General features: G+C 69.9%; 11 protein-coding genes. 7 read left to right on the top strand and 4 right to left on the bottom strand.

Translation table 11 applies throughout. The features are described 5' to 3' along the window. Nucleotides 1–2 precede the first annotated feature (2 nt). Nucleotides 3–197, bottom strand: a complete 195-nt coding sequence (locus ACTWNK_RS12165) for a DUF3046 domain-containing protein (RefSeq protein ID WP_474304011.1) — start codon at nt 195–197, stop codon at nt 3–5. A gap of 44 nt (nt 198–241) precedes the next feature. Here ACTWNK_RS12165 and ACTWNK_RS12160 point away from each other — a divergent pair, with 44 nt between their 5' ends. Beyond that, nucleotides 242–406 (top strand): hypothetical protein, encoded by a 165-nt coding sequence (locus ACTWNK_RS12160; RefSeq protein WP_474304010.1) that lies wholly within the window; start codon nt 242–244, stop codon nt 404–406. A 16-nt stretch (nt 407–422) separates the two neighbouring features. On the opposite strand, the gene ACTWNK_RS12155 is transcribed toward ACTWNK_RS12160, so the two are convergent. Continuing rightward, nucleotides 423–911, bottom strand: a complete 489-nt coding sequence (locus ACTWNK_RS12155; RefSeq protein WP_474304009.1) for a VOC family protein — start codon at nt 909–911, stop codon at nt 423–425. A gap of 139 nt (nt 912–1,050) precedes the next feature. Here ACTWNK_RS12155 and ACTWNK_RS12150 point away from each other — a divergent pair, with 139 nt between their 5' ends. Then, nucleotides 1,051–5,544, top strand: coding sequence for an ATP-dependent helicase (locus ACTWNK_RS12150; protein ID WP_474304008.1), 4,494 nt, complete (start codon nt 1,051–1,053; stop codon nt 5,542–5,544). A 195-nt stretch (nt 5,545–5,739) separates the two neighbouring features. Then, nucleotides 5,740–6,648, top strand: a complete 909-nt coding sequence (locus ACTWNK_RS12145) for an oxidoreductase (protein WP_474304007.1) — start codon at nt 5,740–5,742, stop codon at nt 6,646–6,648. A 24-nt stretch (nt 6,649–6,672) separates the two neighbouring features. Here the strand turns inward: ACTWNK_RS12145 and ACTWNK_RS12140 are convergent, their stop codons facing one another. Next, nucleotides 6,673–7,338 (bottom strand): M15 family metallopeptidase, encoded by a 666-nt coding sequence (locus ACTWNK_RS12140; RefSeq protein WP_474304006.1) that lies wholly within the window; start codon nt 7,336–7,338, stop codon nt 6,673–6,675. A 73-nt stretch (nt 7,339–7,411) separates the two neighbouring features. Continuing rightward, entirely contained in the window at nt 7,412–8,572 is a 1,161-nt protein-coding gene (locus ACTWNK_RS12135) for an ROK family protein (protein WP_474304005.1), read from the bottom strand. Between the two features lie 212 nt (nt 8,573–8,784). Here ACTWNK_RS12135 and ACTWNK_RS12130 point away from each other — a divergent pair, with 212 nt between their 5' ends. From ACTWNK_RS12130 to ACTWNK_RS12115, 4 genes are all read left to right on the top strand, one after another. Continuing rightward, a complete protein-coding gene (locus tag ACTWNK_RS12130; RefSeq protein WP_474304004.1) occupies nt 8,785–10,116 on the top strand; it encodes an extracellular solute-binding protein in 1,332 nt (443 codons plus the stop codon). 122 nt (nt 10,117–10,238) lie between these two features. Then, the gene (locus ACTWNK_RS12125; RefSeq protein ID WP_474304003.1) at nt 10,239–11,135 is read left to right on the top strand and encodes a carbohydrate ABC transporter permease; all 897 of its coding nucleotides are present in this window, start codon (nt 10,239–10,241) and stop codon (nt 11,133–11,135) included. Continuing rightward, a complete protein-coding gene (locus ACTWNK_RS12120; protein ID WP_474304002.1) occupies nt 11,132–11,983 on the top strand; it encodes a carbohydrate ABC transporter permease in 852 nt (283 codons plus the stop codon). Before ACTWNK_RS12125 ends, ACTWNK_RS12120 begins: the two co-directional genes overlap by 4 nt. A gap of 150 nt (nt 11,984–12,133) precedes the next feature. Further along, nucleotides 12,134–13,573: a glycoside hydrolase family 3 protein gene (locus ACTWNK_RS12115; RefSeq protein WP_474304001.1), complete on the top strand. Its 1,440-nt coding sequence runs from the start codon at nt 12,134–12,136 to the stop codon at nt 13,571–13,573. The last annotated feature ends 6 nt before the right edge of the window (nt 13,574–13,579 follow it).

The following is a 13,579-nucleotide window of genomic DNA, read 5'->3' as shown; positions in this document are numbered from 1 at the left end:
GCTCAGCGCAGCCCGGAGGCCACGTCGCTCACCTGGCACACGGCACGCCACACGGTCTTGGCGCTCTCACCGTCGGCCAGCGCCTGGACGACCGTGCGCCCGCCGAGCGGCGCGATGACGTAGTCGTGCGCCCACGAATCGGCATAGGCCTCACCGAAGTGGGCGTGCATTCGATTCCAGAAGTCGGTCAGGCGCATCACCCAAGTATGGAACCGCCCCGGCAGTGGGTAGAACATCCGGCATGGCCAATCCCCCCAAAGCCAACAAGGCCCGGCGCAACAGGATCCAGCACCAGCTGCGCCTGGCCGTACTCGAGCAGAAGGCCGAGCGTGCCGAGCGGCACCAGGAGGCCAGGCAGGAACCGAAGAGCGGCAGGCCACGCAGCAGACGGGCCTCACGCCGCTAGCGCCCGGAGCAGCGCTCTAGGCGACGCTCGTGCCGTACATCTCGCCCAAGGGGTCGGCCAGCAGTTCGAGGCGGGTCCCGTCGGGGTCGCGGAAGTAGATGGAGGCGCCGCTCTCGATCTGGTGCGGCACGCCCGCCGCCTCCAGCTTGCCGCGCAGCCGTTCCCAGGTCGAGGGGTCGACCGAGATCGCGATGTGGTGCAGTCCGCCCAGCACCTCGGCGTAGGGGCCGAGTGCGAGGCCGGGGAAGTCGAAGAAGGCCAGCAGGTTGCCGTTGCCGACGTCGAAGAAGAAGTGGCTGGACCCCTTGTAGTCGCGGTTCTCGAAGATCTCCGTGAGCGGGAACTCCAGCAACTCCTGGTAGAAGCGGACGGTCTGCTCGACGTCCGACGACAGCAGGGCGAAATGATGCAGACCGCGCGCACTGGACAGTGGGCGGCGCTCGCTCAGATAGGTCTGCCGTATGTGCTCGCGTGTGGCCTCGATGGCCCCGGGGTCGATGCTCACTGACGCTCACCTCACCCGCTGTATCTCCATGGCCGCGCGGGCTCAACCGCGCACGGGGGCGACAATCTCCTGAACGGGCACCTCGGTGACGGGGAGCCCCCTTGCGGTTTCTGTCGGTGGCGGAAGGCAGTATGGGCACGTGAGCGCGCTCGAGCACTTCAGCAATGTGACCAGGCAGTGGTTCGCCGGCGCCTTCGAGGCGCCGACGAGCGCCCAGGAGGGCGCGTGGGCCTCGATCGCCAGGGGAGACAACACGCTGGTGGTCGCGCCGACGGGGTCGGGCAAGACGCTGGCCGCGTTCCTGTGGTCGCTCGACCGGCTGGCGACCACACCCGCGCCGGAGGGGAAGAAGAGCTGCCGCGTCCTCTACGTGTCGCCGCTGAAGGCGCTGGCCGTCGACGTCGAGCGCAACCTGCGCGCGCCGCTGGCCGGCATCAGGCAGACGGCCAGGAGGCTGGGCGTCGCGGTGCCCGACGTGTCGGTCTCGATCCGTTCGGGCGACACCCCGGCCGAGGAGCGCAGGCGCTTCGCGAACCGGCCCTCCGACATTCTCATCACGACTCCCGAATCGCTGTTCCTGCTGCTGACCAGCCAGGCGCGCGAGGCGTTGAGCGGTGTCGAGACCGTGATCGTCGACGAGGTGCACGCGGTGGCCGCCACCAAGCGCGGCGCGCATCTCGCGCTGAGCCTGGAGCGCCTCGACGCCCTGCTGGAGCGCCCGGCCCAGCGCATCGGCCTGTCTGCGACCGTCAGGCCGGTGAGCGAGGTGGCCTCCTACCTCGGCGGCACGCGTCCCGCGACCGTCGTGCAGCCGCCGTCGGACAAGGTGATCGAGGTCGAGGTCGTCGTCCCCGTCGAAGACATGACCGCGATGGAGGGCGGCGGCGATGACCAGCCGCAGCGCTCGATCTGGCCGCATGTCGAGGAGCGGCTGTTCGACCTGATCGAGGCCCACAGTTCGACGATCGTGTTCGCCAACTCGCGCCGCCTGGCCGAGCGCCTGTCGACCAGGCTCAACGAGCTGGCCTACGAGCGCGCCGAAGGCCCCGAGGCTCTGTATGTCGACGCCGTTCCCGCCGAGCTGATGGCGCAGGCGGGGGCGAGCAAGGGCACGGTCCCCGAGATCGTGCGCGCACACCACGGCTCGGTGTCCAAGGAGGAGCGCTCGCAGATCGAGGAGGCGCTGAAGGCGGGCAGGCTGCCCGCCGTGGTCGCCACCTCCAGCCTTGAGCTCGGCATCGACATGGGCGCGGTCGACCTGGTCGCCTGTGTGGAGGCGCCGCCGAGCGTGGCCAGCGGCCTGCAGCGCATCGGCAGGGCGGGCCACCAGGTGGGCGCGGTGTCCAAGGGCGTGATCTTCCCCAAGTACCGTGGCGACCTGATCCAGACCGCCGTCGTCGCCGAGCGCATGAAGAGCGGCCAGATCGAGGAGATGCGCTACCCGCGCAACCCCCTCGACGTGCTCGCCCAGCAGATCGTCGCCATGACCGCACTCGACGACTGGCCCCTGGACGACCTGGAGGCCCTCGTACGGCGTGCCGCCCCCTATGCCACCCTGCCGCGCACCGCGCTGGAGGCGACGCTCGACATGCTGGCCGGCCGCTATCCCAGCGAGGAGTTCGCCGAGCTCAGGCCGCGCATCGTGTGGGACAGGGTGACGGGCGTGCTGCGCGGCAGGCCGGGCGCCCAGCGCCTGGCGGTGACCAACGGCGGCACGATCCCCGACCGCGGCCTGTTCGGCGTCTTCCTCGTCGGCGAGAAGGCCTCACGGGTGGGCGAGCTCGACGAGGAGATGGTCTACGAGTCGCGGGCCGGAGACGTGTTCGTGCTCGGCGCGACCTCGTGGCGCATCGAGGACATCACCGCCGACAGGGTGCTGGTCTCGCCCGCGCCTGGCCGTCCGGGCAAGCTGCCGTTCTGGCACGGCGACATGATGGGCAGACCGGCCGAGCTCGGCCGTGCCATCGGCGCGTTCCTGCGTGAGGCGGTCAAGCCGGAGGCCGGGGAGCGGTTGCTCGCCGCCGGGCTCGACGCCTATGCGGCGGCCAATCTGCTGTCCTACCTCGCGGAGCAGCGCGAGGCCACCGGCTATGTGCCCGACGACCGCACGCTGCTGGTCGAGCGCTTCCACGACGAGCTCGGCGACTGGCGGGTGGTGATCCACTCGCCCTACGGGGCCCGGGTGCACGCGCCGTGGGCGCTGGCGATCGGCAGGCGGCTTCGCGAGCGCTACGGCGTCGACGTGCAGGCCGTGCACTCCGACGACGGGATCGTGCTCCGCATTCCGGACACGTTGTCCGAGCCGCCCTCCGACGTGGCCGCCTTCGACGCCGAGGAGATCGAGCAGATCGTGGTGGAGGAGCTGGGCGGCTCGGCGCTGTTCGCCTCGCGCTTCCGTGAGTGCGCCGGGCGGGCGTTGCTGCTGCCCAGGCGCAGTCCGGGCAGGCGCACGCCGCTGTGGCAGCAGCGCCAGCGTGCCGCGCACCTGCTGACCGTGGCCGGGCAGTACTCCTCGTTCCCGATCGTGCTGGAGACCATGCGCGAGTGCCTGCAGGACGTCTTCGACGTTCCGGGGCTGGTCGAGCTCATGCGGGACATCGCGGCGCGGCGGGTGCGGGTGGTGGAGGTGGAGACGTCGCAGGCCTCGCCGTTCGCGGCGGCGTTGCTGTTCCACTACATCGGTGCGTTCATGTACGAAGGCGACGCACCGCTGGCCGAGCGCCGGGCGCAGGCGCTGACGCTCGACACCGCGCTGCTGGCCGAGCTGCTCGGTCAGGCCGACCTGCGTGAGCTGCTCGATCCCGATGTCATCGCCGACGCCGAGCGTGAGCTGGCCAGGCTCGACCGTCCCCTGCGCGATCTGGAGGACCTGGCCGACCTGCTGCGCACGCACGGCCCGCTGGTGGCCGAGGACGTCGGGCTGCGCGAGGGCGACCCGGCCTGGCTCGACGAGCTGGAGCGCTCGCGCAGGGCGCTGCGGGTCAGGATCGCCGGTGAGGAGCGCTGGGCCGCCGTCGAGGACGCCGCCAGGCTGCGTGACGCGCTCGGCGTGCCGCTGCCGGTCGGGGTGCCGCATGCCTTCCTCGAGCCGGTGGCCGATCCTCTGGGCGATCTGCTGGCCAGGCACGCCCGCACCCGGGGGCCGTTCCATGCGAGCACGGCCGCCGGGCGGTTCGGGCTCGGCGCCGCCGTGGTGAGCGACTCGCTGCGCAGGCTCGCCGCCTCCGGCCGTGTGGTCAACGGGGAGTTCAGGCCGGGCGGCAGGGGCGAGGAGTGGTGCGACGCCGGTGTGCTGCGGCTGCTGCGCAGGCGCTCGCTGGCCCGGCTGCGCAAGGAGGTCGAGCCGGTCGCGCCCGAGACGCTGGCCCTGTTCGCACCCGCTTGGCATGGCATGGCCGCGATCGGCGGCAAGGCGAGTGGCGGGGCGGCCAGGAGCATGGATGCGCTGGTCGCGGCCCTGGAGCAGTTGCAGGGCGCCGCGGTGCCCGCATCGGCGCTGGAGACGCTGGTGCTGCCCTCGCGGGTGCCCGGCTACTCCCCCGCGATGCTCGACGAGCTGACGGCGTCGGGCGAGGTGATGTGGGCCGGGCACGGCTCGCTGCCCGGCGGCGACGGCTGGATCGGGCTGTACTTCTCCGACACCGCGCCCCTGCTGCTGCCCGAGCCCGCGCCGATCACCATGACGCCCTTGCACGATCAGCTGGTCGAGCTGCTCGGCGGCGGTGGCGCGCTGTTCTTCCGCGCGCTGGCCGACCGGACCGGGGCGCTCGACGACGCGGCCGTGTCCACGGCGCTGTGGGATCTGGTGTGGGGCGGCCGGGTGTCGGGCGACACGCTGGCGCCGTTGCGTGCCGCACTCGGCTCGGGCCGCCCGGCGCACCGGCCGGCCGCGAGCAGCAGACGGCGGCGTGCCGTGCTGCCCACCCGGTCGGGCCCGCCCACGGTGGCCGGGCGCTGGTGGCTGCTGCCCGAGCCTTCGCCCGACGCCACCCAGCGGGCCCAGGCGCAGGCCGAGGTGCTGCTGGAGCGGCACGGCGTGGTGACCAGGGGCGCGGTCATGGCCGAGCGCATCCCCGGCGGGTTCGCCGGTGTCTATCAGGTGCTGCGTGCCTACGAGGAGAGCGGGCGCTGCCGCCGGGGTTACTTCGTCGAGGGCCTGGGCGGCGCCCAGTTCGCCCTGCCCGGAGCCGTCGACCGCATGCGGGCCATGGCGCCTGACGCCGGGCCGAAGGCCGCCGAGGCCTGGGGCGCGACCCGCGAGCCGACCAGGCGTGCGGTGGTGCTGGCCGCCGCCGACCCCGCCAATCCCTACGGCGCCGCGCTGCCGTGGCCGAGCCATCCCGGCGACATCGGCCACAAGCCGGGGCGCAAGGCCGGGGCGCTGGTGGTGCTGGTCGACGGCTTCCTCACGCTGTATGTCGAGCGCGGCGGCAAGTCCCTGCTGTCCTTCGCCGACGACGAGCGCCTGCAGCCCGCCGTGGACGCGCTGGCGCTGGCCGTACGCGATGGGGCGCTGGGCAAGCTGACCGTGGAGCGGGCCGACGGGGCCTCGATCAACGACTCGCCGCTGGGGGCGGCGCTGGAGGCGGCCGGGTTCCATCCGACGCCTCGGGGGCTGAGGTTGCGGGCGTGACCACAGGCGGCGGCTGAATGAGGTCAGTCGTGAGCGGGGGGCCGAGCAGCCGGAGGAGCAGTGGGGTGAATGGGGTCATCCATGTGGGGGTGTCCTCATTCGAGTCCCGGTCGGGGAATCAGTCGGTCACGATGTGGAACGCGGTCCGGCGGCTGGGGGGATAGCGTGAGGCAGATCGTCGAAGGAGGGCATTCCATGGGGTGGACTGCAGCCGACATTCCGGATCTGTCGGGTAGCACAGCGATCGTCACCGGCGCCAACAGCGGCATCGGGATGATCACGGCGGGAGAGCTGGCCCGCAGGGGCGCGGTGACCGTGCTGGCCTGCCGCGACACCGAAAAGGGCGCGACCGCGCGCGACAGGATGCGCAAGGCCGTGCCGCATGCCGAGGTCGAGGTGGTCAGACTGGATCTGGCCGATCTGTCCTCGGTGCGGGAGTTCGCCGCGCTGTTCACCGGGAGCGTCGACCTGCTGGTCAACAATGCGGGCGTGATGGCACTGCCGCACCGCAGGACGGCCGACGGGTTCGAGATGCAGTTCGGCACCAACCACCTGGGCCACTTCGCCCTGACCGGACTGCTGCTGCCCGCGCTGATGCGCAGCGCGGCGCCCAGGGTCGTGACCGTGAGCAGCGGCATGCACCGGGCGGGCCGCATCGACTTCGACGACCTGGGCGGCGAGCGCGGCTACCACCGCTGGGCGGCCTACTCCCAGTCCAAGCTGGCCAATCTGCTGTTCGCCTACGAGCTGCAGCGCAGGGCCGCCGAGACCGGGCTGCTGAGCGTGGCCGCCCACCCGGGCTTCGCCGCGACGAACCTGCAGACGGCGGGCGCGAGGATGACCGGCAACAGGCTGATGGAGGTCGCCGCCCGCATCGGCAACGCGCTGGTGGCGCAGAGCGCCGAGCGCGGCTCGCTGCCGCTGCTCTACGCCTCGACGGTGCGCGACCTGCCGCCCGGCTCCTATGTGGGACCCGACGGCCTGATGGAGTCGCGGGGCTACCCCAGGATCGTCGACTCCTCGGCCGCCTCCAAGGACACCGCGACCGCGGCCAGGCTGTGGTCGGTGTCGGAGGAGCTCACCGGCGTGCGCTATCCCTTCTGACACGGGCGCGCGGCTCCGGTCGCGTCAGTCCCGCGGCAGCTCCACCGGCCCGTAGCTCGCATGCGCGGCGCCTGTCGTCAGGGCCCAGTAGCGGTCGCCGTACGACCAGTGCCACCACTCGGTCGGATAGTTGACCAGCCCGGCCGACTCCAGCGCCGCGCCGAGGATCTTGCGATGGGAACGTGCCAGGCCGGAGATGTCAGGCGAGGCCGTGTAGCACGCGCCCGCGCTGTCCTCGGGGTTGTCGTTCACGGCGGTGCCCATGTCGAGTTCGACCCCGTCGTCGGAGCACAACGTCAGATCGACCGCGGCTCCCGCCGTGTGCGGTGCGACGTCGACCGGCGAGACGTACCTGCTGGCCAGGACGTGCAGCTCGGCGGCGGGCAGGCCGGGGTGCTGGGGCGCCAGCGAGTCGCGGTAGTCGTCGAAGTAGCGCCGCTGGGTGGCGATCGGCCGATAGCCCTCGACGATCAGCAGGTGGTGCCCGGCGGGCAGGCGGCTCTGGGCCAGCTCCAGCCGCCGCAGCAGCCCGGCCCGCAGATGCGCGTAGGCGCCTTCGGCGTCGGCGAGCCGGTCGTCGACGCGCAACCGGCCGCGTACGTCCTGCAGAGGTTCGCCGGACTCGCGCACCGGAACGGCGGACACCTGCGGGTCGGAGATCAGGACAATGGAGCCGTCTTCTGAACGCATAGCCCAAAATTCTCACACAGAACGGCGGCGCCCCCGAGCACCGCCGTTCCCGCCTCGCCGATCACAGGATCGATCACACAGTGTCGGAGAAGACCTGCTCACGGGCCTGTTCGAGGGCTGCGACGAGCGCTCCGCGCAGCACCGGATTGCCCGCCACGCCGGTGGCCGAGACGGTCGGCTGCGACGGGCAGATCCGGGCGACGGCGGCCTCGACCCGGGAGGCCAGCTCGGCCCCTCCGGCCCTGCCGATGTCGCCGCTGAGCACGATCAGCCCGGGGTCGAGCACGACCGCCACCGCGGCCACGCCGACGGCCAGCCGGCCGGCCACCTCGTCGAGGAAGGGGTTGTCGTGGTGCGCGACCGCCATCCGCACGTGCTCGGCCGCCGACCGGCCGCCCACACCGTGCATGGCAGCGAGCCCGCTCAGCGCCTCGTGCCCGACCAGGCGCTGGAAGGAGCCCGACTGCGGCTGGGAGACATCGGCGGGAAGCGGCTCCCCGGGCACCGGCAGCCAGCCGATCTCGCCCGCGCCACCGGTGATGCCGCGGTGCAGCCGGCCGCCGAGCATGACGCCGAGTCCCTGTCCGACACCGGCCCAAATGACAACGAAATCATCTTGACCTCTGGCCACCCCATAGCGATGTTCGGCCAGCGCCACTAGGTTGACGTCATTCTCGATGAGCACGGAGGCGCCGAGGCGTTCGCGCAGGCTGGCGAGCACCCCGACGTGCCAGGTCGGCAGGTCGTAGGAGAATCGCACGTCTCCGCTGCGCGGGTCGACCACTCCTCGGGTGCCTATGACGAAGGAGCGAAGCTGGGACATGTCGACGTTGGCGGTATCACAGGCCCGTTGGACGGCGCCTTGCACTGTCCTGACCGGATCTTTGCCTTCGGAGGGGTCGACAGTGACCTCGACAACAATTTTACCTGTGATGTCGGCCACACCCGCTGTAACGCTGTCGGGCAGAACTTCGAGCCCGGCGACATAGGCACTCGACGGAACCACGCCGTACAAGGCGGCGTGGGGCCCACGGCCTCCGGCACGCTCACCCGTGACCTGAACGAGACCTCGTTCCTCTAGACGTGACAACAACTGTCCAGCGGTTACCTTGGAGAGCCCGGTGCGTTCCCCCAGCTCAGCACGCGTCAGCGGGCCGTCAGCCAGGAGGAGCTCCAGTGCCGAGCGGTCATTCAGCCTACGTAGCAACCGTGGGGTTCCCGGGCTCCGGGTCATGGATGCTCCTCCTCTCGTCACGATCAGCTAACACCTGTTTCTTTTAAGAAAGTTTCTTGTTAGTTTAGCAGCAGTCCTTGGAGCTGACGATCACAGCTTGACGATCAAAGCTCCGGGATTCGCAGAACTGACGTCTCCACCTGGTGCGGATCGCCTGAGCCGGCACCGATGAGCGCAAACCCCGACGCGTAAGCCGGGAAGGGAGAACCCTAGTGAGGATCGCGAAGATCACGGCCACGACGGTCACCACGGCCGCCCTGGCCCTTGGCCTGGCCGCTTGTGGCTCCAGCGAGCCTGAGACCCCTGCCAGCACGCCGCAGGCCGACGCCACCACGGCGGCCGGTCCGAAGTTCGCCGGTCAGGAACTGACCTTCTGGCGTCTTGGTGACACCAACCCCGCCGCACAGAAGTACACCGACGAGCTTGTCGCCGCCTTCGAGAAGGAGACCGGCGCCAAGGTCAAGGTCGAGTGGGTGCCGTGGCCGCAGGTCAACGACAAGTTCACCGCCGCCGCCGCGGGTGGCGCCGGCCCGGACGTCACCGAGATCGGTAACGACCAGGTGCCGCTGTGGCAGAGCCAGGACGCCCTGGAGCCGGTCACCGCCATCGTCGGCGCCGGCGAGCAGGCCGAGATCCCGAAGAACCTTCAGGGTCTTGAGACCATCGACGGCGAGGTCTACGCCCTGCCGTGGGGTGGCGGCACGCGCGCTGTGCTCTACCGCGCGGACTGGTTCAAGGAGCTCAAGATCGAGGTCCCGAAGACCTGGGACGAGGTCGTGGCCGCGGCCAAGAAGGTCCAGGCCGAGAAGGGCAAGGACGTCGACGGTTTCGCCTTCAACGGCGGCTCCGACGCCAACCACCTGCTCGCCTCGCTCGCCTGGAGCGAGGGCGGCGAGTACGCCCTCAAGGAGGGCGACGCCTGGGTCGGCAAGCTCACCGACCCCGCCTTCAAGAACGGCTTCGCCACCTACACCAGCCTGGTGACGGACGGCCTGTCCAGCAAGTCGCGTCTCACGCAGAACACGACGGACATCCGTACGCGCTTCGCCAACAACAAGGTCGGCATGTACCTCACGGCTTCGTGGGACCTGTCCGGCATCGAGAAGGACTCCAACGGCAAGCTGAAGGGCGACAAGCTCGCGTTCTTCCCGCTGCCCGCGAAGGCCGGCGGCGAGGCCCCCGCGTTCTTCGGTGGCAACGACATCGCCCTCTGGAAGGACGCCAAGAACAAGGAGCTCGCCACCGAGTTCCTGAAGCTGGCGACCAACAAGGAGTGGGCCGGCCGCTACGCCATGGAAGGCGGTCTGCTGCCGATCTACACCGACCAGCTCTCCAAGCTGGCCGACGACCCGGCTCAGGCCCCGTTCGCCCTCGCCTTCGCGAAGGCCAAGGCCTTCCCGGCCGACCCGAACTGGACCGAGGCCAACGAGACCAAGGCCGTTCTGCAGAACGCGGCCCGCTCGGTCATCGAGGGCAAGGCCAGCGCTGACGACGCGCTCGCCAAGGCCAACAAGGAACTCGAAGAGATTCTGAACCAGTCGTAACTATGACGAACACGACTACTCGCGCCCGGGGTGGGGGCAACCCCCCCACCCCGGACCGGGGCCGCCGAAGGGCAAGCCGACCGGCCAAGGCCAGCGGACTGCCCAACTGGGCGGTCCCCTATGTGCTGCTCATCCCCGGCGTGCTGGTCATCGCCATCCTGCTGATCTACCCGTTGTTCCAGATGTCCGTCATGGCCTTCCAGAACATCGGCCTGAGGACGATCAGCCGTGGCGTGCCGGCCGAGTGGGTCGGTTGGAAGAACTTCCAGCAGATCTTCGAAAACGACATCTTCTGGTCCTCGCTTCGCAACACCCTCCTCTTCGCTCTGGTCGCAGTGCCCCTGACCCTGGTGCTCGGCACCGCGGTCGGCGTCCTGCTCAACAAGCTGAGCAAGCGGATGTCCACGTTCGTGATCATCGGCATCATGTCGGCGTGGGCCGTCCCTCCGATCGCCCAGGGCGTCATCTGGAAGTGGCTGGCCGACTCCGAGGCCGGAATCATCAACTGGTCGCTCAACATGCTTCCCGACTGGTTCTCCAACCTGCTGTTCGGCAGGTCGGACTGGACCGGTCAGCCGTGGCTGAACGACGTGCTGCCGCTCTACACGATCCTCACGATCTGTGTGGTCTGGGCCTCGTTCCCGTTCGTCGCGGTATCGGTCCTCGCCGGGCTCAAGGGCATTCCCACCGAGCTCTACGAGGCCGCGAAGGTGGACGGCGCCACCGGCTGGCGCATCTTCCGGCAGATCACCTTCCCCATGCTCAAGCCGGTCTTCTCGGTGCTGACCGTGTTGTCCATCATCTGGGACTTCAAGGTCTTCGCCCAGCTCTACGTCCTGACGAACGGCCCCACCAACCGTGAGGCGTTCAACCTGTCGATCTACTCCTTCGCCGAGGCCTTCAAGGCCCCGCCCAAGATGGGCATCGGTGCGGGCATCGCGGTGGTGCTGACAGTGATCCTGCTCATTGTCACCGCTGTCTACATCCGGCAGATGGTCAAGTCGGAGGAGGTGTCATGACCCCGCTCGCACGCAAGCGGCTGAACAAGATCGCACTGAACACAGCCGGTGTGCTGGTGTTCCTGTTCGCGGTCTTCCCCGTGTACTGGATGGTCTCGACCGCCTTCAAGACCAATGACCAGATCTTCACCACGGACTTCATTCCGTTCCCGACGGAGTTCACGTTCGACCACCTCGAGCGCATCCTCACCGAGGGTGTGGCGGGGAACTCGATCTGGGTCTACATGCGCAACAGCGCGATCGTGGCACTGGCGACCGTGCTCATCGGCGCGGTCTTCGCCCTGCTGTCGGCCACGGCCATCGCCAGGTTCCGCTTCAAGGGTCGCAACACCTTCCTGATCCTGCTGCTCATCGTGCAGATGATCCCCGCGGAAGCGCTGCTGATCCCGCTGTTCCTGAGCGTCAAGCGCCTCGGCCTGTATGACCAGCTGCTCGGCCTGATCGTGATCAACGTCGGCCTCACCCTGCCCTTCGGCATCTGGATGCTGCGCACCTTCGTCGCCGCCGTGCCCAAGTCGCTGGAGGAGGCCGCCTGGATCGACGGCGCCACCAGGTTCACCACCTTCTGGAAGGTGCTGTTCCCGCTGGTCGCCCCCGGTCTGGTCGCGACCAGCATCTTCTCGTTCATCACCGCGTGGAACGAGTTCGTCTTCGCGCTGATCCTGATGAACGACTCCACCGGCTACACCATGCCGGTCGCCCTGAGGTTCTTCTTCGGCCAGCGTGGCACGGACTGGGGCGCCATCATGGCGGCCTCGACGATGATGACGATCCCTGTCGTCATCTTCTTCCTCCTGGTCCAGCGCCGAATGGTCTCCGGCCTCGTCGCCGGCGCCGTCAAGGGCTGACCTTTTCCAGGTGCCTCGTACGGCTCGCGCTCACCCACTGCGCGAGCCGTACCTCACCCTGCCCACCCGCAGGGGGTACGGCTCGCCACACGCGTCAGAGCGCTGGGCGCGGGCCGTACGAACCCTGCTTCTCCCATGTGATGAGGAACCATGAGTCAGAGTGATCGGGGGCTGCGTCGCCTCGCGGCCGGCACGCTGCTCGTAGCATTCCAGGGCACCACCGCACCGGACTGGATTCTCCGCGAGCTGGAGAACGGTCTCGGCGGCGTGACGCTCTTCGGCTTCAATGTCCACGACAACGCCCAGCTCTCCGGGCTCACCCAGGCGCTCAAGGCAGCGGGCGACCCGGTGATCTCGCTCGACGAGGAGGGCGGCGACGTCACCCGCCTCGCCTACCACGTCGGCAGCCCGTACCCGGGCAACGCGGCGCTCGGCGCGGTGGACGACGTGGAGCTCACCCACCGCGTCTACCGGGCGATCGGCTCGGAGTTGGCAGCCTGCGGGATCAATCTCGACATGGCGCCCGATGCCGATGTGAACACCGAGGACGACAACCCGGTGATCGGCACCCGTTCGTTCGGCAACGACACCGCCCTGGTCGCCAGGCACACGGTGGCCGCCGTACAGGGCCTGCAGTCGGTCAACGTCGCCGCCTGCGTCAAGCACTTCCCCGGCCACGGCGCCACGCGCGTCGACTCGCATCTGGCCGTCCCCGTCGTCGACGTCTCGCTGGACGTGCTGCGTGAGCGTGAGCTCGTGCCCTTCCAGGCGGCGATCAACGCGGGCACCAAGTCCATCATGACCGCTCACGTCGCGGTCCCCTCGGTGACCGGCGACATCCCGGCGACGCTGTCGGCAGCGGCGCTCACCGGGCTGCTGCGACGCGAACTCGGCTACCAGGGCGTCGTCGTCACCGACGCGCTCGACATGCACGCGATCACCGACACCGTCGGCCTGGCCGGAGGCGCCGTGCAGACGCTGGCCGCCGGATCCGACCTGCTCTGCCTCGGGCCGATCCCGCCGTACGAGGAGGTCCTGAAGGTCATCGACGGGATCGTCGCGGCCGTCAAGGACGGGCGCCTCCCGCTGGCCCGCCTGGAGGAGGCCGCGGCCCGCACCGCCGCCCTGCGCGCGTGGTTCGGCTCGGGCGACGGCGCCGTGTCGGAGCAGACCGTGGTCGGGCTGCACGCCGCCCGGCGTGCGGTGCAGCTGACCGGCCAGGCCGCTCCGTTGGTCGACCCGCTGGTCGTCGAGATCGACACGCCGCCCACGATCGCCGTCGGCGACGTGCCGTGGGGTGTGGCTCCGTGGCTGCCCGACGCCGAGATCGTCCGGGTCAAGCCGGGCGACGCCGACGAGAGCGCGCTGCTGGCCCTGGCCAAGGACCGCTCGCTGGTCGTCGTGGTCAAGGACGCCCACCGCTACGCCGAGTCGCAGGCGCTGGTCTCGCGACTGGTCGCGGCCAGGGCCGACGCCACGGTGATCGAGATGGGCCTGCCCATCTGGCGGCCGGACAGCGCCGCCTACATCGCCACCTACGGGGCGGCCCGGGCCAACACCCAGGCCGCCGTCGAACTGCTCACGGCCTAGCCGCGA

It is taken from the genome of Nonomuraea sp. IBHARD001 (assembly GCF_056106265.1).
The sequence above is the reverse complement of the archived record's forward strand: the minus strand, read 5'-3'. Positions and strand labels throughout refer to the sequence as shown.